Raw genomic sequence first — 25,322 nt, 5'->3', positions numbered from 1 at the left:
GACTTTTGCAAGAGGTCTAATGATTAAACGGCTACTCTCATCAGAGTTTCCTGTGATTGCTTATAACCGTACCAGTTCTAAGTTAGATGTTTTAAAAGAATTTGGGGTAACGGTTGCTCAATCACCTAAAGAAGTAGTGCAGAATTCAGATTGTATTATTTTAATGCTAACTAATGCCGCCGCGATTCGTGAGTTATTATTATCAGAATCAGCGAGTGACTTAAACGAACGAACGATTATTCAGATGGGAACAATTGCACCCCAAGAAAGCCGTACTTTAGCACAAGAAATAATCTTTAGAGGAGGCGAATACCTTGAAGCACCCGTTTTAGGTAGTATTCCCGAAGCAGAAAAGGGAAAATTATTAGTAATGGTGGGTGGCACCGAAAACCAGTTTAAAAAATGGTCGGTTTTATTACAACATTTTGGAACTGAACCGATTTTAATTGGAGAAGTTGGAACCGCCGCCGCTTTAAAATTAGCCTTAAATCAATTGATTGCTTCATTAACCAGTTCTTTCGCTTTAAGTTTAGCTTTTTTAGAATGTCAGGGAGTCGATATCGAGAAATTTATGGGAATTTTGCGTCAGAGTGCTTTGTATGCCCCTACCTTTGATAAAAAGTTAGAGCGAATGTGTGAGCACAATTACGATAATCCTAATTTTCCAACTAAACATTTACTCAAAGATGTTAATTTATTCCTTCAAGAATCAGAATCATTAAATCTAATGAGTAATTCTTTAAATGGTGTTCAAAAAATTCTAGACAAAGCGATCGAATTAGGTTTAGCGGATGCTGATTATTCGGCTTTGTACTCTGCCATTACACCGAAAGAATAATTATTCTCCTATTAGCCAACTAACCAATATGACTAGAAAACCTATAAAAAGATACCAAAAACCATGTTGAAATAAATTAAAGATATTAAAGGGAATAAAGAGAAAAAATTGTGAAGCTAACCAAGAACTAAAGATAATAAAAAGCATCATTGCAGCAGCAATCATCTAGTTACGCTCCTTTTAACTGTTTAATTAAATGAGATAATTCTGGTATAATTAATTTTTCTAAAGCTAGTTTTACAGCATTAGATGAACCAGGGAGTAAAAATACTAATTTTTGACGATAGATTCCAGCAATTGCCCTAGAGGCTATAGCTCTTGAACCAATTTCTTGATAACTTAAAAAGCGAAAAATTTCCCCAAACCCAGGTAATATCTTTTCTAATAATTGACTAACAGCTTCATAAGTTGTATCTCTTGGGGCAATTCCAGTACCACCATTAAAAATAATTGCATCTAGAGTTAAATGCGCTCCTAATTCTTGTAATAAAGTAGAAATTTGCGACGGTTCATCAGGAAGAATTTGATAAATGAATATGTGATGTCCTGCTTCAGTTAAAAATTCTTGAATTAGTTGACCACTACGATCATTTTGAGTGGTTCGAGTATCACTAATAGTAATGACTGCACATGACACAGAAAGCGGCTTAGAATCAGGATGAGGAACGGTTGACATAAGAAGTCAATATTTTTAATTTAAATTATAGCTAAAAGACAAACCAGGGCTAGTATTCCCTGGTCTAATGAAGAAGCTTAAAATCAATAAAAATGATTTATCTAATTTTTGATCAAAAGGATTTGAAAAAATAATAGAACTATTTATTGACTAACGTAATTATTCAGATTTGGTAAATCCTAATCCATGTTCTTGAGCATATCTTTCCATAAAACGCATAAAACGTTCCCATTCTGATAGAGAGGAGATAATGAGGGTTGCTTCAATCGCTTGAGGCTTACCATTGACAAATTTACCTTTTACCTCACGTGTAACGATTTCTCCTTCTTCATCTATAAGATACATTCCCGTAATTTCTTCAGTCCGTTCTTTTTCTAGAATAGCTGGCGAGTTAAAATAAAAAGTAGCTGTACCTTTCTGTCCATCACGAGAACGGGTTAAACGCACGTCGGGAACAATTTCCTCTGTCAAGCCCTTTGAGAATTGGATTTGAGCCATCCTGTAATAATCCTTTAGCCAAATAATGTGTTTAACAATTATAAACCCCAGACGACAGATTAAGCTCTTGGGGTTTGATGGTGCCGTTCCATCAAAGGACTTCTGTGAAAATCTTTGTTAAAATTGATAGATAAGTCTACTAAAAACTATGTCCATGACTTCTTTGATTGCCGTCGAAAAACAAAAATTGGAAAATCCTCCTTTAAAGCTTCATTATTTGGGGGATCGCGTTTTACGTCAGCCCGCGAAACGGATAGCTAAAGTTGATGATAGTATCCGTAAACTGGTTAGAGAAATGCTGCAAACCATGTATAGTTCTAATGGAATTGGTCTGGCAGCCCCACAAGTCGGGATCAATAAACAACTCATCGTGATTGATTGTGAACCCGATAACCCACAATCGCCGCCTTTAGTTCTGATTAACCCCCAAATTAATAACTTTGGCAATGATTTATGTAAAGGTGAAGAGGGTTGTCTAAGTATTCCTGGCGTTTATTTAGATGTGATTCGTCCTGAAGCGATTGAAGTGAGTTTTAAAGATGAACAAGGACGACCTCGCAAAATTCAAGCTAATGATTTATTAGCCCGTGTGATTCAGCATGAAATGGATCATCTTAATGGTGTAATGTTTGTAGATCGAGTAGACAATGGCCTCGCTTTAACCGCAGAATTACAAAAGCATGGTTTTTCTGTTAATGCAGTTAAACCTATTGCTTAAGAAAGTTAAGTAAGAGGAGTATTTTAAAGTGACCCCGAAAAGTGGTGTATTTTTAATGGGATCTTGTGTGGCTGCGATCGCCGCCGTGGGTAGTATTTTTGAATTATCGTCAGGAAGCCCTGATTTAGGGACAACGATTACCAGTGTTATTCTGGTCGCTTCGATTCCCCTGACTGGATTATTTTTTTGGGCCGCCGTACAGGATACACGGGCTAATCTGAAGTAGCTGATTCAGATTTGTTGAGCGATCGCAAATGTTAATCATTTTTGAGTTGCGATCGTTCAATTTGGAATGTCATTCTAAAATTTTTTACATTGAAAAGCTTGAATTGACCAGCGAGATCATGCGTTAAATGCGAGCAATAAGGATAAGACACAAATTATAAGGTTTTCAAGCATTGAAGTGGTTTAAGCCAAAACTGCTTAACCCATCAATCTTGCACATTTTGATCGATCACTTCCCAGTGTTGGTGTAAATGTGAATAAAATTGCTCTGCTTGACAATTTAATTCGTCTTCTGGCAAATCATCAAAAAATGAAACCGTTTCATTAATATCTGTCCAGTCTACCTCGGTTTCTGGTTCGACTGGATACCCAGGATAAATCAAATCTTCTGTTTGAAGAATCATCTGTACTAATTCCTCTGATAGTTTTTGAGAAACAGATAAGTTATACATGAAGTAGCCCTGCAAAACGGCTCATGAATATTCTGCTGTTAATGACTACATCGTCATTAAGGTGAATTCCATAAATAAACAGAGCTTAGAGCAGAAAAATCTTAAATAATCAGAGCTTCTTTTGAGGAAAACTGATTTTAAAGATGATTGCTTAAGGATACTGATATGTTACTACTATTGTTTTATTTGGGCAAAGAAGTTGATGGTCTTGATAGCACTCAAGTGGTCGAAATTATTCGATAAGTCAATTTAAAACAACTGTATCAAGTTCCAGAATACATTGCAGGTTTATTCAACTATCGAGAAAATTTTGTACCTGTAGTAGATTGCCAGTTAACCCAGAATACTCCCTGTAAAAATTCTTTGAGTACTCATATCATCATCGTGAACTATCCAGTTAGTACAAATGGTCATTAACATTTTGGACTGATGGCCAAAAAAGTCACGGCAGTATAAAAGATGTAGTGAAAAAGAATATTTGATACTACCCTATTTATTAGGTGTCGGAATGGGTTGTAACATATCGGGGGAGAGTTGTTTGTTTTGCTCTTGCTTTAACATTGCGATCGCTTGTTTTAATTTTTCATCTTGCGGATAAATTTTAGCTAATCTTTCCATAATTTCAATGCCACCCGCTAAATCATTGACAACTAAGCGCATTTGTGCAACAGCTTGTAAGATGCGAGGATCATCAGGATTTTGAATCAGCATTTTTTCTAATTGTCCTTTAACTTTTGTCACTCCTGCCACATTTTTCGTCATCGCGTAAGCTTGAGCCAAAGGTTGTAAAACTTGAGGATTATCGGGATACATTTGGGATAATTTTTCTAGATGTGGAATCGCTCCTTGATAATCACCCATTTTCATCTTAGTATCAATCACACCTTGCAAAGCTCTTAAATTTTCGGTTCTCTTTTTAAGACTTGCTCATATCCTTGTGCTTCAGCTTGTAAAGTTTTAAGATCTCCATTAGCAGCAGCATTCGGATTATTAGTCGGTTGAGTCGCTTCGGGAGACTTCCACAGTAAGCCCACCAAAGGAATAATCATTAAACTTAAGAAAGCAAGTCCAGAAGCAATAATCAAGACTCGTTGAAGATAATTGCGATTTTTTTGCTCAGGCATAATTAATTTAAATAATTTTGAGATTAAATGGTAGTCATCGTATATTGCCACCAATCGAAACCTAATAACCCAATTGCGAAACTACAGACACAAATTGCTGTCAAGATAGAACAAATCTGCCAATTATTATAGCTTGCTTCTTGGAGTTCTAAACGCCCCAAAATAGCACCACCTAACAAAAGCATTAACTCAGCAAAATAATTAATAAAACAAATAATCAAAGCCAAGGTTAAAGACCAAATCAAAACAGCCACCAGTGCCGTAAAATCCGACTTAAAGCAACTACCCAACAAACCAATAACCGTTTTATCCCAAATGGTTAAACCGAAAGTTGTGCCTAAAATAATCACTAAAGCCAACCCGTAGAGTAACTGATTAAGTATCCTGTCTGATAAAACAAGATTAGGTTGTTGCAGTAGAATTTCTTGTGTTAGCCACTGTCGCCAATCTTCACTTTCTAGGGCAATAGTCCAGCCAAAAACACTATAAATTGCTGGTATTAGGAGGAACAGAACCATAAAACGCCATAAAGGACGATTATTGTACCAAAGCATTAACTTTAGCCTCCTCTTTCTAAAACAAAGTCTGAATCCTGAAAGAGATTTGACCTAACCCCTTTTCAGACTTCAGACTTTTAGTGTATCAATGTTACTTACGACATGGCTTGAATGATGTAATCAAAGTAGGGGGCAGCTTCATTAGCATCTTCTTGACTCAACTGAGCCAAAGCCGCATTTTTGAGACAGCGAATGGCTTCAATCATTCCAGGCACAGGCACGTTAAGGGAATTATACATTTCCTTAGCTCCAATCAAGCCGCTTTGCTCCATTGGGCCTTTATCGCCAGCTAGGATACCATAAGTAACCAAGCGGAGATACCAGCTATAGTCTCTAAGACACTGATTATATTGACGCTGACCATAAGCGTTACCACCTGGGGCGCGATAGTCAGGACGTTTGCGGAATAACTGCTTTTGGGCTTCGTCTACTATTTTTTTGTCATTTTCGGCGAAAGCTTCAGCAATACGAATCCGCACTGCACCCGTTTGTAAAAATTTCTGGATTCCTTGGAGTTCTCCACTACTCGGATAGCGAAGGTCGTCGTCGGCTTTGAGAATAACTTGACTAACTACACTCATAATATCAAGGTGAATTTGATAACATAATGTAGTTTATCTAAAAATCGGGTCTAACCGCGAGACATTATACAAAGCAAAACAATATAAAGTTAGATTAAGATGAAAGCCAGATTGAGTTTAAATGAACAGAATTTTAACGTAAAGATTGATTACAATTCCCATATTCTTATATTGATTAGGAGCCAGTCGTGAGTCCAGAAACTCTTTTAGAAAACCCCTCCTTGACGAAATTTCCTTCGATTTCCTCATTGACCGACAGCTTTGATACCTATGTCATGAATACCTACAGCCGATTTCCCATTGCCATTACCAAAGGTCAAGGCTGTCGTTTGTGGGACACAGAAGGCAAAGAATATCTTGATTTTGTCGCAGGAATTGCCACTTGTACCCTTGGCCATGCTCACCCCGCTTTAATCGATATTGTAAGCAAACAAATCCAAAAATTACATCACGTCTCTAATTTATTCTATATTCCCGAACAAGGCGACCTCGCTAAATGGATTGTTGAACATTCTTGTGCAGACCGCGTGTTTTTCTGTAACTCTGGTGCAGAAGCAAATGAAGCCGCGATCAAACTGGTGCGTAAATATGCTCATACAGTTTTAGATTTTCTCGAACAGCCTGTTATCCTAACTGCTAAAGCTAGTTTTCATGGTCGAACCCTCGCTACTGTCACCGCAACAGGACAACCGAAATATCAAAAAGACTTTGATCCCCTAGTTCCAGGGTTTGCTTATATTCCTTACAACGATATTGAAGCCGTCGAAAATGCGATCGCCGATATGGATGAAGGAAACCGTCGTGTAGCTGCCATTATGCTAGAACCCCTACAAGGTGAAGGCGGTGTGCGTCCAGGGGATGTTGAATATTTCCAAAGACTGCGTCAAATTTGTGACCAAAATAGTATTCTGTTGGTCTTTGATGAAGTACAAGTGGGAGTCGGGCGTACTGGAAAACTCTGGGGCTATGAAAATTTAGGCGTTGAACCCGACATCTTCACCTCAGCCAAAGGGTTAGCAGGTGGTATTCCTATCGGTGCCATGATGTGTAAGAAATTCTGTGATGTCTTTGAACCAGGAAACCATGCAAGTACCTTTGGTGGGAACCCGTTTGTGTGTGCATCAGGTTTAGCCGTCTTACAAACTATCGAAAAAGACCATCTACTAAACAATGTACTGGCTCGTGGCGAACAGCTACGAACTCGTTTAAGAGCGCTCGCCCAAAAATACCCAACACTCTTTAAAGAGGTTCGCGGCTGGGGTTTGATCAACGGTATGGAAATTTATGAAGAAGTTTCTCTAACCTCCCCTGAGATCGTCAAAGCAGCACTATCAGAAGGCTTATTATTTGCTCCAGCAGGGCCAAAAGTCTTACGTTTTGTTCCTCCTCTCATTGTCTCAGAATCAGAAATTGATTTAGCCGTCAATCTTTTGGAACGAGCCATCGAAAAAGTAAGTCACTAACAACAATCCTTTGTTCTTTGTCATTGGTCAATTGAACAACTTGTTTAAGACTGATGACAAGAATCATTTCATTGATTCGACTAAGGCACTTTAGCAGATTAAGATATAAAACAAAAATAGTAAAAAATATCTTGGAGCCAACTATGCTGAAGCTGAGTTCTGCCCAAGCTGAACAATTTAAAAGTGTTGGGGCCTATCTTCGCTCAAAACGATTAGAAAAAACTTTATCTCTTGAAGACATTGCGGCGATCACAATGATTCGCATACCGATCCTGCAAGCTTTAGAGACAGGAAACCTTGAGCAATTACCCGAATTAGTCTACGTTAAAGGTTTCATCCGTCGCTATGGAGAGATTCTAAAAATTGATGGAAATGCCTTAGCCAATAGTATCTCAGCCATCTCGGAACCCGAAATCGTTGAAACCCCAGAAGAAGCCAAAACAATAGCCGTTCACCCCGTACCGAAAAAAGTAGCGACATCTGAACCCGCACCCGTTGCTAAAACGACTGTAGCGGCTTCCAAACCAGTATCTACCGCTAAAACGTCTGTAGCGACATCTGAACCCGCACCCGCCGTTAGAACTTCTTCACCTGTTGCCACGTCATCGGGTTCTAAGTCATCATTTCCTTATCTTTTATTAGGTTTAGGCGCGTTGTGTCTTGCTGGTTTAGGCTATTTTTTCTGGCGTCCCCAACCCACTCCAACTACTACCTCACAGCCGAATCTCACTGAGAGCCAAACATCGCCCGTCGTGGCCCCTCCACCGCCTCCAATACCCGTACAGCCTGTTGCTCAACCCAGTCCCTCTCCAGTGCCTTCCCCAGTGGCTTCTGCATCGCCATCTCCAGTAACCTCCCCCTCCACTTTATCCATTACTTTAAAACTAGACGATCGCTCTTGGCTAGAAATTTTTGTGGATGGTCAATTGGGCTATCGTGGCACCCTTGAAGCAGGCGAGCAAAAAACATGGACAGCGAAAAAAACATTTAATATTAAAGCAGGAAATGCAGGAGCGGTTAAAATAGCGGTCAACGATAAACCATCTCAACCCTTGGGCAAACTCGGAGAAGTCAAAGAAGTGACTTTAACGGCCAATGCTCAATCTGCTAATGGTACGGTAAACCAAAACTGAGTCCCTGATGAAAGCGCACTTTTTACCCCAATTTGGCCGCCGTGCGCCTCAATAATTTGCCGACATTGATAAGACCCTAAGCCAATTCCTGTCAATCGCTGATTGTGTTGATTCCGAACATATAACTTAAATAATTGTTGACATTGCTCGGGAGTCATGCCAACACCGTTATCTAAAATCTTACATTTGAGTAAATGATCTTCCACTGTCGCATCTAAAGTGATTTCAAGACTTGGGGGATTATGTTTGATGGCGTTTGTTAATAAATGCTCAAAAACAAGACGAATTTGTTGAAAATCTACTTTAATCTTCGGTAGATCGGGTGAAATCTTATTTTTCAAAGTAATTTGATTTTGTTCAAAAATCTGTGTAAAATCGCTACTAAGATCGTTGACGATTTCTGCAAGAGAAACACTTTGCAAATGTAAACTTAATAAATTTTGTTTAGAAAATTGCTCCTCTGCCAAAGCATTGATTAAAGTTAATTGACGATCGCTACTTTGAATCATCCGATCTAAATTAGTACCAGAAAAAATATTTTGATCTCTTGAATGATTTTGTAAGTTTTTCAACAACATCGATAAACCTAAAGTAGAAGTCCGTAAATCATGAGCAATAGCCTGTAGAAAAACGGTTTTCATCTGGGATAGTTGCTGAGTTTCCTGTATTTTTTCTTGTAGTTGTAAAGTTCTTTCGATCACCTGTTCTTCTAAAGTACTGTTGAGATGTTGACGTTCATTCATAGCCGCCGCTAAACACAAAGAAGTAGTCGCCAGAATCATGAGAAAAATTTGAAGCAATAAAATTGCTTGTTCATCATTGGGTGTTTGCAGTACAAATGCACCAACTCCCATAGCGGTTCCAGTCATCGCCAATAAAACAACCAATAAATTAGCACCAACTGCCCCCCAAGTCGAAAATCGAATCGCTGCCCAAATTACAAAAGGAAATGGTAAATATTCTAAATATTGAGTCGTTGAGAAATGATTCATCAACGCATCCATCTTAGTTTTTTGGGCATCAAAGACAAGCCATCCCACGCTATCCAATAACCCAAGACAAAGAAAAGCCTCAAACAAACGCCATTTAGACTGAGGTTGCCACAAAGTCCGCCAATCATATCTTAAATGCAATAAAAAAGGCGTGAGGAGAATGATCCCCGTACTATCACCCAACCAAAGCATTAACCAAGTCAGTTGTAGATTTGAGCCTGATAGAGCATGATGGAATTGCAATAATGTTGTTAAAGTTGCATTAATCGTTGTCGCTAATAAAGCCGCCCAAAAGACTAAACTTAAGACATCTTTTAAAGAAAGAAAATGGGGTGAAAAGCGAAAAAAACGCAGACAGTTTAGACCAACCACAGCCCCTAACGTACTGCCCAATGCTGAAACAATTCCGTATTCCCAAGTTTCACCTAAAATTATATTGAGAATAAAATCGCCGCTAAAAATCCCTATCCCGACAACTTGACCCCATAACAATAATGCAGTTAATCCCAGTCCAGCAGGAAACCACACGGGGAAAGGCGTAGAGAACCAACCTAAAATCAGATAAGCGATCGCCACTACAATAATTTTGGCACTCTGTGTCACCAACGCTTGAGACTGAAAAAATTTTTCGCTCTTTAGAATAGGCATCGGGTCATTTTAATACAGTTGCCCAAAAAATGAATTGTTTCCTCTTTAAAGATTGCCTAAACTGATAAAAGATGACTTCACCCTATCGGATGAAGATTTATCTAGATTTTTCTCTTCTTATGCAGATTTTGCACCTTTATGCGTATTTTAATTGTTGAAGATGACCCCTTAATGCAATTGGGGTTAGAACAAGCCTTGAGCCAAAATGGTGAATTTGAGATCATTGGGCAAGCAGAAGACGGTTATAGCGGGGTTCAAATGGCTTTAGACCTCAAACCTGATTTAGTCATTATGGATATCGGTTTACCACGTCTGGATGGCATTTCAGCAACAAAAGCGATTAAAGAAAAGTCACCCCAAATTCGGATTGTTATTTTAACCTCTCATACCCTAGAGACTGAAGTGGTAGCATCTCTTTCGAGTGGGGCTGATGCTTATTGTATTAAAGGAGCGAGTTTAGATCGTCTTTTAACAGCTATGGAAGCGGCTATTGATGGTGCCACCTATTTAGATCCCCAAATTGCTCGTTTAGTCATCGAAAATTTAAAACCACCCACCGCTCAACCCAATTCTAATATTAATCTACTTTCACAAAGAGAAATGGAAGTATTAAAATTAATTGTTGATGGAAAAAGCAATACTGAAATTGCCGAACAACTCTATCTTAGTCCTAATACGATTAAAACTCATGTGCGGGGAATTATGAATAAATTAGCGGTTGACGATCGTGTACAAGCAGCCGTCATAGCGTTACGCTCAGGATTTGTTTAGGGGATGCGCTATGATTACTCATCCCCAAGTTTAATACAGTAATTATTTGTTGAATTACTGAGGTAATTGTGTTTTTAAAGCTTCTAAAGAAGACCAACGACGGTCAACTAAAGAATCATTGGTTTGCGTTGTTGTTAATGGCTGTTGACAATCTTTGCCGCAAAGTTTTTGTAATGGCATGGTCAGGGTAAATTGTTCATAAAGCCAAGTATCGGGAGCAAAATAACCATCACTAGCGAGAGTTTCCGATAAATCTTCGATAGCAACTTCTCTTTCTAGAGGAATATTTTTATCTTGATCGGCATTTTCATCTAACCAAATAATTTCAGAAGTTTGGAGATGAATGCGATGATTGTATTGTTGTAAACAACGATCGCAAGTCAAAGTAACAATGGTTTCAGCTTGCACAAAAACATCTAAAAAAGTGCCACCATGACGAACCGCGAGTTTACCTCGAACTGGGGTAAGGGTTTCCAGTCCTGGAATAAAATCATCGAGAGGAATGATCCTTTTATGATCAGTAGCTTTAAGAAGATGAGGGATATAAATGGCATCCATGAGGGGTCTACTCCAACATTAGGAGACTGCTAGAAGTATTGTAACAAGTTCCGATACGAGAATTCTTGCATCGGTTTTAGCTTCTCCAGCGTAATATCCTCTTTTCTACTGGATTTTTGAACGATCGTTTTTCGAGTTGCGACTGTGAATATTCTTGTTTGAGTCGGTAATACCATTTTGCTTGTGTATCCGCATCATCGATTAACATTAACGGTGGATTATAAACTAAGCCTTCTTGTTGTTTGATGACCACATCTCGATCTTGCCCTAAAAACTGTAAAGTTAGAGAACGTAGAATCGGTTTAAAAAGTCCCATCCAAGGAATTGTCCAATATAGACTCTGATGGACTTCGCACTGAGTTTCATCAATGGGTGTAACTGTCGTAAAGGCACAAGCTTGATGGCGATCGCCTCTTAAAATTTCAGTGCGAACAGAGGGTAATTCAAAAATAATCTCAATCGAAACTTTATTCCCCAAAAGCTTATAGGGTTTAGCACTGACAGGCATATCATAGGGAACCAGACGGAAACCCATCGGCACAGGTTCGTACAACTTTTCTTTAACTCTAAATTTTCTTGGCCCACTACGCCACCACCAAGAAGTATGAACAAATGGCCCATGTGCAGGATCCATTAACCCGATGACTGCGTGATCAATATGACAGGCAAAATGAAGGGTTTCTGAAATCTGAGGCAGTATATTCCCAAAACCTTCAATAAGCGGAACAGGGGGTAATTCTAATTGATTAATTTGGTTAAAGTTTGAAGGAATATAAACCCAAATATTTCCTTGCACTTCTCGACAAGGATAACTTTGCACTCTTATGCGTTGAATATCTAATTGCTCAAATTCCGTCATTGAGGGAATATGAGAACATTTACCGTCTTCTGTGTTGAATTTCCAGCCATGATAACAGCAGCAAACCCCGTCACCTTCGATCCAACCATGATGTAAAGGTATACCCCGATGTGGACAAATATCCCGCATCGCAAAAACTTGACCATCTTCACGTCGTCCAACGAGAATCGGATCACCTAACATTTTTTTTCCAACGAGTTGACCCATTTTTAGATTTTTTCCTGGCATCGCCACATACCAGAAATCTCGTAACAGGGTTGACATTACCTCAGCCACCTCCTCTTATATAACTTTATAAAAAGTAAAATTTCTGTTGTTCTATAATGTGAATCATAACGATTTAACTGCTTCGGTAGCGGCGCAATTTTTCACACTCAACGTTAAAATACGATGTAACGCATCATCATTTTAATTATGAAATCATCGATATTTTTGGGATTGGGAGCTATTTTAGCAGCGATCGCGGTTGCGGGTGGAGCATTTGCCAGTCACGCGCTTAAGGAGCGTCTCACAGAACGCGCTTTAGAAATTTTTGAGACAGGTACACGATATCAGATGTATCATTCATTGGCTTTGCTTTTAGTGGCTCTTTTTCTAAGTCAGACAGAAACAGGACAAAGTTCCTTGATTGGTGCGGGAATTGCTTTTTTAGTCGGGATCGCTCTTTTTTCAGGAAGTTTATATGCTCTAGCCTTAAGTGGTATTAAATGGTTAGGAGCAATTACACCATTAGGAGGAGTCGCATTTTTAATCGGTTGGGGATGCCTAGTAAGTGCTGCTTTTACATTCAAATCATCCCCTTAAAACTAGAAATAAGTGTGCCAGAAGAGGCCATAACCTGATAAATTTACCGAAAGAGTAACAAATACACTTGACAAATATAGTATGAGAGTCCTGGTTATTGGCGGTGATGGCTATTGCGGTTGGGCAACTGCTTTATATTTATCGAATCGTGGTTATGAAGTCGCAATATTAGACAATTTAATTCGTCGGCATTGGGATGCTCAATTAGGGGCTGATACACTCACTCCAATTGCTCCTATTCAACAACGGCTACAACGCTGGAAAGATTTAACGGGTAAACAGATCGATTTGTATATTGGTGACATTACAGACTATACATTCCTTAGTAAATCTTTACGTCAATTTGAACCTGATACGATCGTACACTTTGGTGAACAACGTTCCGCGCCATTTTCGATGATTGATCGTGAACACGCGGTAATGACTCAAGTCAATAACGTTGTCGGAACTCTAAATATTCTCTATGCGATGAAAGAAGATTTCCCAGACGCTCATTTAGTTAAACTGGGAACAATGGGCGAATACGGAACGCCGAATATTGATATTGAAGAAGGTTACATCACCATCGAACACAACGGGCGTAAAGATACACTTCCTTATCCGAAACAACCTGGAAGTATGTATCATCTGAGTAAAGTTCATGATAGCCATAATATTCATTTTGCCTGTCGTATTTGGGGACTACGGGCAACAGACTTAAATCAGGGTGTGGTTTATGGCGTTCTCACCGATGAAACGGGAATGGATGAAATGCTGATTAACCGTCTTGACTATGATGGTGTATTCGGAACGGCTTTAAATCGTTTTTGTATTCAAGCAGTGATCGGTCATCCTCTTACTGTATACGGCAAAGGTGGACAAACTAGGGGCTTTTTAGATATTCGGGATACGGTGCGATGTATGGAATTAGCGATAGCCAATCCTGCCAAAGCTGGTGAATTTCGTGTCTTTAACCAATTTACGGAATTATTCAGTATTAATGATTTAGCTCTTAAAGTAAAACAAGCGGGTATTTCACTAGGTGTTAATGTCGAGATCAATAATCTCGAAAATCCTAGAATTGAACTCGAAGAACATTACTTTAATGCCAAAAATACGAAGTTATTAGATTTAGGTTTAGAACCTCATTATCTATCTGATTCTCTACTTGATTCGTTACTGAATTTCTCGATTAAATACAAAGATCGAGTAGACCTGAATCAGATCTTACCTAAAGTGACTTGGAAACGATAAATTTTTGAGGGTGGGTCTATCCCACCTTGAATGATATTTAGTCAAGAGGTCATGATGTTCACTTGTCATTTTTGTGGCTCAGAAGAAGCTCATCAAGTATTAGTAGATGAAACATTTAGAATTAATGGAAAATTAGTTTTAGTTGAAAAAGTTCCTGCTGAAGTTTGTTCTCGATGTGGTGAAGTCATTTTTTGTGCTGAAATGGCTGAGAAAGTCCGAATTTTAGTTCAGGGACAGACTGAACCGACAAGAGCAATAAAAGTTGATGTTTTCGTCTATCAATGAAAGCGATTACTAACATCAACTCTTTGTGTTTTACTCTAGAATGCTAATGAATGTCTAAACTATTCTCTATGATTTTTGAGAAGCTGGAATTACATTAACCGTGTCGGGTTTCTTTTTAACTGGAGGCAATTCAATCGATTGATCAACGGTTGGTTTTTCTTTGTCATCTAAATCTACCTTAACAAAATCACCCGTTTCTAAAGAATGGTGAAGAGCATTAATAATACAAACGTCATTTAATCCCTCCATTCCCGAAGGTTCTGGATCTTGATCTTGCAAAATACAGTCAGAAAAATAAACAAATTCTGCCGCTAATTGATCACGAGATTTAAAAGAATGTTCTTTCTTGTCCTTCCCAATGGTGTGAGTGTGCTTAATTTCCCCTTGCCAAGAATAAGCAGGATCAACTCTTAGATCTCCTTTTGTTCCAACTAGATGATAAGTAGAAACACTAGCCGCACCAAAACTACAGGTAAATGTCGCTAGTCGTTCATCAGGAAAGCGTAAAATAACACTTGTCATTTCTGCAACTTCATTAAAGCGATCATCATCTTTTTTAGTTGCACTTGTAGCGAATACTTCTATCGGTTCTGCGTGGAATAAATAACGTGCAGCGTTGATGCAGTAAATACCAATATCATAAAGAGTACCACCACCTTTTTCTTTTTGAATTCGGATATTATCTGGCGTTACTTGTTGCGTAAACAGTGAATTAAAGATTCGTACTTCGCCAATTTCTCCAGACTGTACTGTATTGATTGCTTCTAAGTTTCCTTCTTCAAAATGGAGACGATAAGCAATCATTAACTTAACATTATTAGTTTGACAAGCTTGAATCATTTGTTCACACTCATCTTTATTGATTGCCATTGGTTTTTCGCAGAGGACGTGAATTCCTGCATTAGCTGCTCTGACGGTATATTCACAATGTAAGTGATTTGGTAAAGCAATATAAACCGCGTCAATTTCACCACTATTAAGACATTGTTCGTATTCATCATAAGAATAAGTTTTCTCAACACCGTAATGTTTAGCTACTTCTTCTTTTTTTTCGGGATCATCTGACACAAATGCAATAACTTCAGAATTATCAGCATGAATAAAAGAAGGTAAAGCTGCTTCTTGGGCAAACCAACCTAAACCGACGATCGCATAACGGATTTTTCGTGTGTTGTTTTTAGCTAAAGGTTGAAAAAGTTTATCTAAGTCCATTATTTCGTCTCCATCAGAGGATTTTTACAACAATTTTCAATAATTTTGATAATGACCTTCTAGTTATAAAGGTGCACTAAGACACTAAAATATTTACCAGTTTAGTGAAATGATTATTCTTACTCTAACTGGTCTAAATAGTGCAACAGAATAGTTTCAAGCTTTGTTACTATTATGAGAATCCTTAAGATATCTGAACTCGGTCTAAAGTAAGATTAGATTTTGAATTTATTTAAGTTTCTTAATAGAAACATATTTAGTTTTGATGAGTAGAGTTTTTCAGTTTACTCTTCAGGAAATCTCTATCTTTAGAAAGATGATTTAATCAAACTAATTACTTTCTTTAATGAAGACTGATTGATATGAACTTTTAGAAAAATAATTGCTCAGTACTTCTTGAGCATAAGCAGAGTTGGGTGTTAAGTTCAAATGAATAACTACAAGAGAAGTGCATCATGTAACATTTAACGATTAAACTTAATCGTTCAAGAGGTTCCTAGATCAGATATGATTACAGACTATAGCTTACTGTTATCTAATCTTTATGCGGATCGCTCTCTTTACAGAAACTTTTTTACCGAAAATTGATGGGATTGTTACTCGTTTAAAACATACAGTAGAACAGTTACAACGCCAAGGGGATCAAGTTCTTGTGATTTCTCCCGATGGGGGTTTACGAGAATACAAAGGAGCCAAAATCTATGGTGTCTCTGGAATGCCGTTACCGATGTATCCTGAGCTAAAAATTGCCATTCCTCGTCCAAAATTAAGAAAAGTTATTGAAAAGTTTAAGCCAGATTTAATTCACGTCGTTAACCCCGCAGTTTTGGGAGTCGGTGGCATTTATTACGCGAAAAAAATGGGAATTCCCTTAGTTGCTTCCTATCACACCCATTTACCCCAGTATTTACAACATTACGGTTTAGGTTCTTTAGAGGGGTTGTTATGGGAACTCCTAAAACTCGGTCATAACCAAGCCCAATTAAATCTTTGTACTTCGACAGCAATGGTTAATGAATTAGTTAATCATGGTATCGAACGAGTCGATCTCTGGCAAAAAGGAGTCGATACAGAACTATTTCAACCGCATTTAGCTTCAGATCAAATGCGGTGGCGACTGTCTCAAGGTCATCCCAAGAGTCCTTTATTATTGTATGTCGGTCGGGTTTCGGCTGAAAAACAGATCGATCAAATCAAACCTGTCCTAGAAGCGATTCCAGATGCTCGTTTGGCGATTGTGGGTAACGGGCCACATCGAGAGGCTTTAGAAGCGCATTTTGCAGGGACTAAGACGAATTTTGTCGGCTACCTACAGGGTGAGGAATTGGCTTCAGCGTTTGCTTCGGCGGATGCGTTTGTGTTTCCCTCCCGTACCGAAACTTTAGGCCTTGTTTTACTTGAAGCAATGGCCGCAGGTTGTCCCGTAGTGGCTGCTGCATCTGGAGGTATTCCAGATATTGTGACCGATGGTGTCAATGGTTATTTGTTTGATCCCAATGACCCCGAGGGCGCAATTAAAGCGACTCAAAAACTGTTAGACGCAAATGCGGAACGGGAAATTTTAAGACAGAATGCTCGCAATGAGGCTGAAAAATGGGGATGGGCGGCGGCTACTCGTCAACTTAAAGGATTTTATCAAGATGTTTTAGCGAGTCAGTCTCTAATTGATGCAGCTTAAAAAAAGCTAGATTTGAGCGAATGTACTACAATCATCGATGTAAATTGCGATAATTCAGTCTCGTGAGTAAATCCTTTTTCCATCATTCCATCTGGCGTTATTTGAGTTGTGGACTGATAGCAAGTCAACTGCTGTTGTTTGATCATCGACCAACTTTAGCAGCAATGAACGAGTTTTGTCAGTTCACTCGCTCTGAAATAGACGCTAAACAAAATTTGTTACAAACAGCACTCAAAGGCAATAGCCAAGCTCAAAAAGATTACAGCAGTATCATTCAAAAACACGCTGAGTTGTTGCGTCGCTGTCGTCAACAAAATTGGCTACAAGATCAAGCGATTTGGTTACGGATGTATTCCTGTGATGCTCGTGCGGGAACAATTGATGAGGTATTAGATCGCATTGTTAATAAAGGATATAACGAGGTTTATGTCGAAGTTTTTGCCGATAGTCAGGTGTTACTTCCTCCAAATGCTAATCCGACTCCCTGGGATTCAGTGATTAAACTTCAGGGTGCAGAAAATGTAGATTTACTAGCAGAAACGATTAAAAAAGGACATCAACGGGGTTTAAAGGTTTATGCGTGGCTTTTTACGATGAATTTCGGTTATGCTTATGCTCAAAGAAGCGATCGTCAAGCGGTTTTAGCCCGTAATGGTAAAGGAGAAACCAGTCTTGCTGTTGTTGATGATCAATCTCAAGCATTTATCGATCCCTATAACTCACAAGCACAACAGGATTATTATCAACTGGTGCAAGAAATCCTCAAGCGTCAACCTGATGGTATTTTATTTGATTATGTTCGATATCCGCGAGGGACGGGAAGTCGATCAGCAGTCGGAGAGGTTAAAGATCTTTGGGTTTATGGTACCGCGTCCCGTAATGCACTTCTGAATCGAGCGACGAATAATAAAGGTAGGGCTTTACTCGATCGCTATGTGACTCAAGGATTTATTACTCAAGAAGATGTGAATGCAGTTGATAAACTCTATCCCGATGAAGGTTCCCCGATGTGGCAAGGACGTATTCCACCCGAAAATGAGATGAAAGAACCCTTATCTGTGCGCTTTCAACGCCTGAAAAATGAAATTTGGTATTTTGCGGTAGCCCATGCCGCCCAAGGAGTTGTTAGTTTTCTGACAAATGCCGCCGCCTTAGCTCAAAATCGGGGAATACCAGCAGGTGCCGTTTTTTTTCCAGATGGTAATCAACCTGTCGGAGAAAAAGGCTTTGATTCTCGTTTACAAGCTTGGGATCGTTTTCCTACTTCTCTCGAATGGCATCCGATGTCTTACGCAGTCTGTGAGCAATCTAACTGTATTATCGAACAAGTTAAAATCGTAATTAATGCTGCTGCACCGCAAACTAAGGTCATACCTGCACTGGCTGGACAATGGGGTAGAACCTATAATCGTCGTCCTTCCCTAGAAGACCAAATGAGAGCGATTAGAGTAGGTTTACCACGAGTCACAGCCGTTAGTCATTTTGCTTTTTCGTGGCAAGAAAGCGAATTTGATAAAGAACGTCGTTTTTGTCAAAATTAATAACAGATTTACTCGCTTAATACCAAAGCTGGCGTTAATACTCGATCAACGAGATAAATTACACCATTATCCACGACTATCTCAGCACTAATCACATTAGCGTCATTGAGTTTAATCTGTTTGTTTTCAACTTCAACTGCAATGATCGAGCCTTCTACGGTCGTCACTTCATTAATTTGTAATAAATCTTCGGTTCTGACATCGCCAAACGCAAGATGATAAGCAGTAATTCTTTTGAGTTTTTCGGGATCTTGAAGCGAAAGTTTGACATTTTTCTCGCTAAGTTGGTCAAACGCTTCATCTGTCGGAGCAAAAACAGTATAGGGGCCAGGGGTTTTCAGCATTGCCCCTAATTCAGTCGTCTCAAGAGCCTGCCTAAAATGGCTTAAATTTGCAGTATCTGCAATTTTTGCAACAATGTCACCCATAAATTTTCTTTTTCGTCGATGATTGCCTTATATCTTAATTCACAACCCCTATCAGCTTGCCTCCCTCAATAGGTAGACCTGATGCGCGATCGCTGAAAATCGTTAACGGTGGCTTTAATGATACACAGGTCAAATTCGTTAAATTAACCATATTCCTGCTCAATAATGCGCCAACTCGCAGCAAAAACTCCTGATTCTAAACTTAGATGAGAGATAATTTGTTCTAGGAAAGCATCATTCCGTTTTTGCGTAATCAATTCAGCTTCTACGTTAATTCGGTTAGAAGTTTCTGATAAGGCTTCACTATTGAGCGATCGTAACTGCATTGTTTTATTGCTACTAATCGTTTGAAGGAGTAAAGTCCGAATATAAACTTCATTTTCCCGACAACAGATAATCTGGCAACGATAACAAAGATCAATTTCTGTCCCAGTGAGAGATTGCTGGTTGATGCGATACCTTAATGGATATAGCAGAATATTGGCTGATAAAACCGCCACCGTACCTACACCTGCTTGAAATAATAATCCCCAGCCAGATAATGCGCCAATAGCAGCCGCACACCAGAGAGTCGCTGCTGTATTTAACCCACGAACAGTTACTCCTTCTCGTAAAATCACACCACCACCCAGAAAACCAATTCCAGAAACTATCTGCGCCGTAATCCGACTCGGACTCGAATCTCTCTCGGTTATCATCACAGAAAGCATGACAAAAAGTGCAGATCCCGTTGCTACTAAAGTATTGGTTTGTAATCCTGCCATACGTTGTCGCCACTGACGTTCTAGTCCAATAGCCATCCCCAGTACAAAAGCAACTACTAGGCGAGTTACAAATTCTCCTTCACTCATTAATTTTTTTTAACGCCAGTTTGGGTTATAAAGAAAACAGATTCTCTACTATACAGGGATTACAGAACAATTTTCATTTTATTAGTTATTTTACAATTCTTAAAGTAGGTACAAAAACGGAGAGTGATTTAAGTTGACCTTATACTTTAATCAGAAAGAGAGGTCAATTGACAACCTTAATCGGCTGAGTTTTTGATGAAAAACATCTGAAAAAAATTTTAGGAAATTTAGAGTAATTTCAAAGTAATTTTTTAGAAAGAAATCATTTAATTGTATTTAATCAATGTCAATATTTTAGATAAATACTTGATAAAAACTCTAGTTTTATAGAATAAGTAAGCGTTTATTGAGATTTTATTTAGTATTTATTGTTAGAAAAAGTTTAATGTTAATAAATTAAAAAAGGAGAAAATCATGTCATTAGAAGGTAAAGTGGCTTTAGTTACAGGTAGTAGTCAAGGCATTGGTCAAGCGATCGCTATTCGTCTCGCCGAAGCAGGGGCGAACATTGTGATTAACTATCGTTCTCATCCAGAAGGTGCGGAAGAAACCCTGTCAAAGGTACTCTCAGTAGGGGGTAAATGTTACATGGCACAATGTCCTAACACACGAGGTCAGACTCTTAAAGCAGATTTGGGCAATATTCAGGAAGTGCCTCAACTGATAACCGATAGTATTCAGCATTTTGGTCGGTTAGATATTTTGGTTAATAATGCAGGAATCGAAAAACACGCGCCGTTTTGGGAAGTCACAGAAAATGATTATGATGCTGTGCTGAATGTCAATTTAAAAGGCGTATTTTTTGCAACCCAGGTGTTTGTCCAACATCTCAAAGAAACAAACCGTTCAGGCAAAATCATTAATATTAGTTCAGTGCATGAAGATTTACCGTTTCCGAATTTTACGGCCTATTGTGCCAGCAAAGGGGCGATCAAAATGCTAACACGTAACTTAGCGATCGAATTAGCTCCCTTCGGCATTACGATTAACAATGTCGCACCAGGAGCCATTGAAACACCGATCAATACTAAGCTGTTAAATGACCCAGAAAAATTGAACGCGCTGCTAAAAAACATTCCTTTAGGTCGTTTGGGACAACCGCAAGATGTTGCCTCTTTAGTTTCATTCCTCGCTTCTGCGGATGCTGATTACATTACGGGTAGTACCTTCTACGTTGATGGCGGACTGCTTTGGAATTATCAAGAGCAATAAGGGAAAAACTGCGATGTTTCAAGCATTACGCATCCATTGGAGAGAATATCTCATTGAAGCAGCAGGATTAGGTGTATTTATGGTAGCGGCGGGAGGTGTGGTTACGTTGCTAGAGTCTCCTATTCTCGCCATTCCAGAAATCATCCCAAACTCTTTAGAGCGACGTGTTTTAATTGGGATTGCAATGGGATTAACTGCGATCGCTATTATCTATTCTCGCTGGGGTAAGCGTTCTGGCGCACACATTAATCCTGCGGTTACTCTAACCTTTTTCCGTTTAGGTAAATTGGCTTCTTGGGATGCTCTTTTTTACGTTCTGGCTCAATTTATCGGCGGTACGATGGGGATAATATTGGTCAAAGCTTTATTGGGTAAAGTTTTCACTGAGCCACCAATTAATTATGTGGTTACTGTTCCTGGGATGTGGGGTTGGTTTCCTGCGTTGATTGCAGAATTTATGCTTTCTTTTGGTCTGATGTTGATAGTACTGTTGACATCTAATACTCAACATCTTGCTAATTTTACAGGATGGTTCGCTGGATGCTTAGTAGCAATCTATATCATTGTAGAAGCTCCGATCTCTGGAATGAGTATCAATCCTGCTCGTACCTTTGCCTCTGCTTTTCCTTCCCAAATTTGGACAGGCTTTTGGATTTACTATTTTGCTCCCCCGTTGGGAATGCTATTCGCTGCCGAAATCTACTTACGATATTTCAAGCGTCCTAAAATTCTCTGTGGCAAGCTTTACCCCAATGATGACACTCCCTGTCCTTGTCTTCAATGCTGCTGTCGAATCATGGAGGAAATTGTCAGATGAGTACAAAAAATAGAACACTTACGACGGTATTTTTATCTATTATTGCCTTTGTAGTGATTATTTTTGCCTACCAACAACCGAACACAGATGCTAATTCAACCTTGCATTTGACCCAGATCTCTACATTTTCAGCCGTACAAGCAGTAGAATCAGTCAGTATTACTGTTTCGGATATGGATCAAGCTGTAGCATTCTATTCACAAGTCTTATCTTTCCAAAAAATTTCGGATTTAGAAGTCTGGGGAACAGAATACGAACAACTGCAAGGATTATTTGGGATACGAATAAGGGTGGTTCGGATGCAGTTAGGGAATGAGATCATCGAGTTAATCGATTATTTAACTCCAGGAGGCAAATCCATTCCAATAGACTCGCGTAGTAACGAGCGCTGGTTTCAGCATATCGCCATTGTCGTTAGTGACATCGAACAAGCGTATCAAAAACTCCGTGAACACAAGATCCAACACGTCTCAACTGCACCGCAACGTTTACCTGACTATCTCAAAGCAGCAGGGATTAAAGCATTCTATTTTCGTGATCCAGATGGACACAATTTAGAAATTATTTCCTTTCCACCTAGCAAAGGTAACCCTAAATGGTAGCATTCAGACCAAAAATTGTTTTTAGGGATCGATTATACTGCGATCGCTGTTTCTAACACAGCGAGTAGTCTCCGCTTTTATCAAGAGTTATTAGGTTTAAAAGTAGCTGGAGAAAGCGAAAACTATGGAACCGAACAAGAATACCTAAATAATGTTGCTGGAGCAAGATTGCATATTACCAGTTTAAGAGCGATGGTCGGCCCTGGTATCGAATTTTTAGAATACCTTAATCCTAGAGATGGACGTACCTTGCCAATAGAGACACGTTCTGATGATTTATGGAATTGGCAAACAACATTAATCGTTGATGATGCGGAGACGGTGGCACAACGTCTACAAACAAATGGTTTTGTTATGGTTTCTTCAGGAGTGATCGAAATGCCTGAAAAAACTTTAGGGTTTAAGAAAGGCTTTTTAGTTATAGATCCCGATGGTCATGTGATGCGAATCGTCGAAAAGTAGCAATCAACAAATATTTATTCTAATCTCTGGAGGTGTGTAAAAAGATGTGTATCGAATTTGGTAGGGAAATTTGCGGTAATCTCAACATCGCAGCATCAAGAGAATGGTTAGTGACTAACGGTATTGGTGGTTATGCTTCTGGTACGGTAGCAGGAGTCTTAACCCGTCGCTATCACGGTTTATTAATTGCAGCTTTAAATCCCCCTCTGGGGCGTACATTATTACTAACAAAGCTTGATGAAACCGTTAGTTATGGAGAGCATACTTATTCACTCAGTACGAATCGCTGGAAAGATGACACCGTTGAGCCTCACGGTTATCGCTTGATGGAAGATTTTAGCTTAGATGGAACAATCCCCGTTTGGAGATATGCTTGTGCTGATGCAATTATTGAAAAACGGATTTGGATGCAACAGGGGGCGAACACGACTTATATTCAATACAAGTTACATCGTGCGACTCAACCACTAAAAATATCACTCAAAGCCTTGGTTAACTATCGGGACTATCATGGTAATACTCATGGGAACGGTTGGCAGATGAATGTTGAACCCGTAATACAGGGAATTAGAGTCACTGCTAATCTAGATGCAATTCCCTTTTATCTATTATGCGATCATGCTAACTTAGTAACTGCTCATGATTGGTATTATGGATTTGATCTGGCTGTAGAACGTCGTCGCGGATTGAGTGATGTCGAAGATCATTTACATATTGCCACCTTTAAAGCCACGCTTAATTTAGGTGAATCGATTACATTAGTAGCAAGTACGGAAGAAAAACCTGAACTTAATGGTGAAACAACGCAAAAATTACAACACGCCCATGAACAAAAATTAATTGAACTGTGGCAAGGGAATCACTCTTTTAATACAAATAATCCAGCTTGGATTAAACAATTGGTACTCGCAGCAGATCAATTTATTGTCAAGCGTCCAGTTACAGAAAATCTTTGCGGTAAAACGATTATTGCAGGTTATCACTGGTTTGGCGATTGGGGACGCGATACAATGATTAGTCTATCTGGTTTAACTTTAGCGACTGGACGAGTTGAAATTGCGCGATCGATTCTTCGTACTTTTGCGCGTTATGTAGATAGAGGAATGCTACCGAATCGTTTTCCAGATGCGGGGGAACAACCCGAATACAATACCGTTGATGCGACGCTGTGGTATTTTGAGGCAATTCGTTCGTACTACAAGGCAACCGAAGATGAAGATTTATTAAAAGAACTTTTTCCTGTTTTAGCTGATATCATTCAATGGCACTGTCGCGGCACGCGTTATAACATTCACTTAGATGCGTCAGATGGTTTACTTTATGCGGGAGAAACAGGTGTACAACTGACATGGATGGATGCAAAAGTGGGTGACTGGGTGGTTACGCCTCGCGTTGGTAAACCTATAGAAGTTAATGTCCTTTGGTACAATGCTTTACGAACGATCGCTCAGTTTGCTCGCCAGATTTGCCAACCTCATCAAGAATATGATGCAATGGCTGATCGCATATTAGCTAGATTTTCTCGGTTTTGGAATCAGGATACAGGCTACTGTTACGATGTGTTAGATGGGCCAAATGGCCATGATCCTGCGCTACGTCCGAATCAAATTTTCGCCGTCTCCTTACCCGAAAGTCCTTTAACTCCAATACAGCAAAAGGCTGTGGTGCAAGCTTGTCAGAGGGAGTTATTAACATCTTATGGTTTGCGATCGCTTTCTTGTGATCACCCTCAATATCAGGGTTATTATGGTGGCAACCCATTACAACGCGATGGGGCTTATCATCAGGGTACCGTCTGGGGATGGTTACTGGGGCCGTTTGTCCTTGCACATTTACGGGTGTATGGCGATGGTAATCAAGCGAGGGAATTTCTTAAACCAATGGCTGATCATTTGAGCGATCATGGAATAAGTAGTTTAAGTGAAATTTTTGATGGCGATGCACCGTTTACACCGCGAGGCTGCATTGCTCAAGCTTGGACAGTAGCAGAAGTTTTACGGGCGACTGTGGCGATATCCTCTCATTTTTAAAGATGAGTTTTTCCTGAGTAAATCCTGTATTATTTTAAGTCATTTTATTATCCATTTTTTACCAGACTCTCAAA

At 39.2% G+C, this 25,322-nt stretch carries 30 protein-coding genes; 17 read left to right on the top strand and 13 right to left on the bottom strand.

The genetic code is table 11. The features are described from left to right. The first annotated feature begins 19 nt into the window (after positions 1–19). On the top strand, positions 20–838 hold the full coding sequence (locus CFPU101_RS13055) for an NAD(P)-dependent oxidoreductase (protein ID WP_206815781.1): 819 nt from the start codon (positions 20–22) through the stop codon (positions 836–838). Between the two features lie 169 nt (positions 839–1,007). Here the strand turns inward: CFPU101_RS13055 and CFPU101_RS13050 are convergent, their stop codons facing one another. Beyond that, positions 1,008–1,514: a molybdenum cofactor biosynthesis protein B gene (locus CFPU101_RS13050; RefSeq protein WP_206815771.1), complete on the bottom strand. Its 507-nt coding sequence runs from the start codon at positions 1,512–1,514 to the stop codon at positions 1,008–1,010. Positions 1,515–1,673: 159 nt separating this feature from the next. Further along, complete coding sequence (gene psb28 / locus CFPU101_RS13045) at positions 1,674–2,012, bottom strand: photosystem II reaction center protein Psb28 (RefSeq protein ID WP_206815770.1); 339 nt, start codon at positions 2,010–2,012, stop codon at positions 1,674–1,676. A gap of 154 nt (positions 2,013–2,166) precedes the next feature. Here psb28 and def point away from each other — a divergent pair, with 154 nt between their 5' ends. Together def and CFPU101_RS13035 are read left to right on the top strand one after the other, a co-directional pair. Then, positions 2,167–2,730 (top strand): peptide deformylase, encoded by a 564-nt coding sequence (gene def / locus CFPU101_RS13040; protein WP_206815780.1) that lies wholly within the window; start codon positions 2,167–2,169, stop codon positions 2,728–2,730. Positions 2,731–2,758: 28 nt separating this feature from the next. Continuing rightward, a complete protein-coding gene (locus CFPU101_RS13035; RefSeq protein WP_206815769.1) occupies positions 2,759–2,956 on the top strand; it encodes a hypothetical protein in 198 nt (65 codons plus the stop codon). A gap of 205 nt (positions 2,957–3,161) precedes the next feature. Here CFPU101_RS13035 and CFPU101_RS13030 read toward each other — a convergent pair whose 3' ends face one another. Continuing rightward, positions 3,162–3,407: a hypothetical protein gene (locus CFPU101_RS13030; protein WP_206815768.1), complete on the bottom strand. Its 246-nt coding sequence runs from the start codon at positions 3,405–3,407 to the stop codon at positions 3,162–3,164. A 258-nt stretch (positions 3,408–3,665) separates the two neighbouring features. Here CFPU101_RS13030 and CFPU101_RS26280 point away from each other — a divergent pair, with 258 nt between their 5' ends. After that, a complete protein-coding gene (locus tag CFPU101_RS26280; protein ID WP_206815779.1) occupies positions 3,666–3,824 on the top strand; it encodes a chemotaxis protein CheW in 159 nt (52 codons plus the stop codon). A 72-nt stretch (positions 3,825–3,896) separates the two neighbouring features. On the opposite strand, the gene CFPU101_RS13020 is transcribed toward CFPU101_RS26280, so the two are convergent. The 4 genes from CFPU101_RS13020 to CFPU101_RS13005 form a co-directional block, all read right to left on the bottom strand. Continuing rightward, positions 3,897–4,274 carry a tetratricopeptide repeat protein gene (locus tag CFPU101_RS13020; protein WP_206815767.1) on the bottom strand — a complete coding sequence of 126 codons (378 nt, stop codon included), beginning with the start codon at positions 4,272–4,274 and terminating at the stop codon, positions 3,897–3,899. A 29-nt stretch (positions 4,275–4,303) separates the two neighbouring features. Next, positions 4,304–4,531: a hypothetical protein gene (locus tag CFPU101_RS13015; protein WP_206815766.1), complete on the bottom strand. Its 228-nt coding sequence runs from the start codon at positions 4,529–4,531 to the stop codon at positions 4,304–4,306. Between the two features lie 23 nt (positions 4,532–4,554). Continuing rightward, positions 4,555–5,085 carry a hypothetical protein gene (locus CFPU101_RS13010; RefSeq protein WP_206815765.1) on the bottom strand — a complete coding sequence of 177 codons (531 nt, stop codon included), beginning with the start codon at positions 5,083–5,085 and terminating at the stop codon, positions 4,555–4,557. Between the two features lie 98 nt (positions 5,086–5,183). Next, entirely contained in the window at positions 5,184–5,669 is a 486-nt protein-coding gene (locus CFPU101_RS13005) for an allophycocyanin subunit alpha-B (protein WP_206815764.1), read from the bottom strand. 188 nt (positions 5,670–5,857) lie between these two features. Here CFPU101_RS13005 and CFPU101_RS13000 point away from each other — a divergent pair, with 188 nt between their 5' ends. Together CFPU101_RS13000 and CFPU101_RS12995 are read left to right on the top strand one after the other, a co-directional pair. Continuing rightward, on the top strand, positions 5,858–7,132 hold the full coding sequence (locus tag CFPU101_RS13000) for an aspartate aminotransferase family protein (RefSeq protein WP_206815763.1): 1,275 nt from the start codon (positions 5,858–5,860) through the stop codon (positions 7,130–7,132). 143 nt (positions 7,133–7,275) lie between these two features. Beyond that, a complete protein-coding gene (locus CFPU101_RS12995; protein ID WP_242577951.1) occupies positions 7,276–8,265 on the top strand; it encodes a helix-turn-helix domain-containing protein in 990 nt (329 codons plus the stop codon). On the opposite strand, the gene CFPU101_RS12990 is transcribed toward CFPU101_RS12995, so the two are convergent. Continuing rightward, the gene (locus CFPU101_RS12990; RefSeq protein ID WP_206815761.1) at positions 8,232–9,905 is read right to left on the bottom strand and encodes an MASE1 domain-containing protein; all 1,674 of its coding nucleotides are present in this window, start codon (positions 9,903–9,905) and stop codon (positions 8,232–8,234) included. The two genes, CFPU101_RS12995 and CFPU101_RS12990, sit on opposite strands and share 34 nt — an antisense overlap. A gap of 138 nt (positions 9,906–10,043) precedes the next feature. Here CFPU101_RS12990 and CFPU101_RS12985 point away from each other — a divergent pair, with 138 nt between their 5' ends. Beyond that, on the top strand, positions 10,044–10,676 hold the full coding sequence (locus CFPU101_RS12985; RefSeq protein ID WP_206815760.1) for a response regulator transcription factor: 633 nt from the start codon (positions 10,044–10,046) through the stop codon (positions 10,674–10,676). A gap of 54 nt (positions 10,677–10,730) precedes the next feature. Here the strand turns inward: CFPU101_RS12985 and CFPU101_RS12980 are convergent, their stop codons facing one another. After that, the gene (locus CFPU101_RS12980) at positions 10,731–11,234 is read right to left on the bottom strand and encodes a DUF177 domain-containing protein (RefSeq protein WP_206815759.1); all 504 of its coding nucleotides are present in this window, start codon (positions 11,232–11,234) and stop codon (positions 10,731–10,733) included. Positions 11,235–11,310: 76 nt separating this feature from the next. Continuing rightward, positions 11,311–12,357, bottom strand: a complete 1,047-nt coding sequence (locus CFPU101_RS12975) for a Rieske 2Fe-2S domain-containing protein (protein ID WP_206815758.1) — start codon at positions 12,355–12,357, stop codon at positions 11,311–11,313. A gap of 150 nt (positions 12,358–12,507) precedes the next feature. Between CFPU101_RS12975 and CFPU101_RS12970 the strand changes: the two genes are divergently transcribed. The 3 genes from CFPU101_RS12970 to CFPU101_RS12960 all read left to right on the top strand — a co-directional run bounded on the left by CFPU101_RS12970 (position 12,508) and on the right by CFPU101_RS12960 (position 14,415). Beyond that, a complete protein-coding gene (locus CFPU101_RS12970) occupies positions 12,508–12,897 on the top strand; it encodes a DUF423 domain-containing protein (protein WP_206815757.1) in 390 nt (129 codons plus the stop codon). Positions 12,898–12,978: 81 nt separating this feature from the next. Next, the gene (locus CFPU101_RS12965; protein WP_206815756.1) at positions 12,979–14,130 is read left to right on the top strand and encodes an NAD-dependent epimerase/dehydratase family protein; all 1,152 of its coding nucleotides are present in this window, start codon (positions 12,979–12,981) and stop codon (positions 14,128–14,130) included. 51 nt (positions 14,131–14,181) lie between these two features. Next, complete coding sequence (locus tag CFPU101_RS12960) at positions 14,182–14,415, top strand: YgiT-type zinc finger protein (RefSeq protein ID WP_307730448.1); 234 nt, start codon at positions 14,182–14,184, stop codon at positions 14,413–14,415. 66 nt (positions 14,416–14,481) lie between these two features. Here the strand turns inward: CFPU101_RS12960 and CFPU101_RS12955 are convergent, their stop codons facing one another. Beyond that, positions 14,482–15,627 (bottom strand): Gfo/Idh/MocA family protein, encoded by a 1,146-nt coding sequence (locus CFPU101_RS12955; RefSeq protein ID WP_206815755.1) that lies wholly within the window; start codon positions 15,625–15,627, stop codon positions 14,482–14,484. 544 nt (positions 15,628–16,171) lie between these two features. Here CFPU101_RS12955 and CFPU101_RS12950 point away from each other — a divergent pair. After that, a complete protein-coding gene (locus tag CFPU101_RS12950) occupies positions 16,172–17,305 on the top strand; it encodes a glycosyltransferase (RefSeq protein WP_206815754.1) in 1,134 nt (377 codons plus the stop codon). A gap of 116 nt (positions 17,306–17,421) precedes the next feature. Beyond that, the gene (locus CFPU101_RS12945) at positions 17,422–18,846 is read left to right on the top strand and encodes a family 10 glycosylhydrolase (RefSeq protein ID WP_242577955.1); all 1,425 of its coding nucleotides are present in this window, start codon (positions 17,422–17,424) and stop codon (positions 18,844–18,846) included. Between the two features lie 8 nt (positions 18,847–18,854). On the opposite strand, the gene CFPU101_RS12940 is transcribed toward CFPU101_RS12945, so the two are convergent. After that, positions 18,855–19,274: a fasciclin domain-containing protein gene (locus CFPU101_RS12940; RefSeq protein WP_206815753.1), complete on the bottom strand. Its 420-nt coding sequence runs from the start codon at positions 19,272–19,274 to the stop codon at positions 18,855–18,857. Positions 19,275–19,417: 143 nt separating this feature from the next. Continuing rightward, positions 19,418–20,125, bottom strand: a complete 708-nt coding sequence (locus CFPU101_RS12935) for an MgtC/SapB family protein (RefSeq protein ID WP_206815752.1) — start codon at positions 20,123–20,125, stop codon at positions 19,418–19,420. A gap of 414 nt (positions 20,126–20,539) precedes the next feature. Between CFPU101_RS12935 and CFPU101_RS12930 the strand changes: the two genes are divergently transcribed. From CFPU101_RS12930 to CFPU101_RS12910, 5 genes are read left to right on the top strand one after another with little or no spacing between them, the layout of a single operon-like run. Continuing rightward, positions 20,540–21,337 (top strand): SDR family NAD(P)-dependent oxidoreductase, encoded by a 798-nt coding sequence (locus CFPU101_RS12930; protein ID WP_206815751.1) that lies wholly within the window; start codon positions 20,540–20,542, stop codon positions 21,335–21,337. A gap of 13 nt (positions 21,338–21,350) precedes the next feature. Next, a complete protein-coding gene (locus CFPU101_RS12925; protein ID WP_206815750.1) occupies positions 21,351–22,154 on the top strand; it encodes an MIP/aquaporin family protein in 804 nt (267 codons plus the stop codon). Continuing rightward, a complete protein-coding gene (locus CFPU101_RS12920) occupies positions 22,151–22,756 on the top strand; it encodes a VOC family protein (protein ID WP_206815749.1) in 606 nt (201 codons plus the stop codon). The genes CFPU101_RS12925 and CFPU101_RS12920 overlap by 4 nt, the downstream gene beginning before the upstream one ends. Before the next feature lie 15 nt (positions 22,757–22,771). Continuing rightward, positions 22,772–23,218 (top strand): VOC family protein, encoded by a 447-nt coding sequence (locus CFPU101_RS12915; RefSeq protein WP_206815748.1) that lies wholly within the window; start codon positions 22,772–22,774, stop codon positions 23,216–23,218. Positions 23,219–23,262: 44 nt separating this feature from the next. Next, on the top strand, positions 23,263–25,248 hold the full coding sequence (locus CFPU101_RS12910) for an amylo-alpha-1,6-glucosidase (RefSeq protein ID WP_206815747.1): 1,986 nt from the start codon (positions 23,263–23,265) through the stop codon (positions 25,246–25,248). Positions 25,249–25,322: the final 74 nt, after the last annotated feature.

Origin of the sequence: Chroococcus sp. FPU101, from assembly GCF_017312365.1 — a bacterium.
Taxonomy (GTDB): domain Bacteria; phylum Cyanobacteriota; class Cyanobacteriia; order Cyanobacteriales; family Microcystaceae; genus Chroococcus.
Note: the sequence above shows the minus strand (reverse complement) of the source record. Positions and strands in the feature narration are given on the sequence as shown.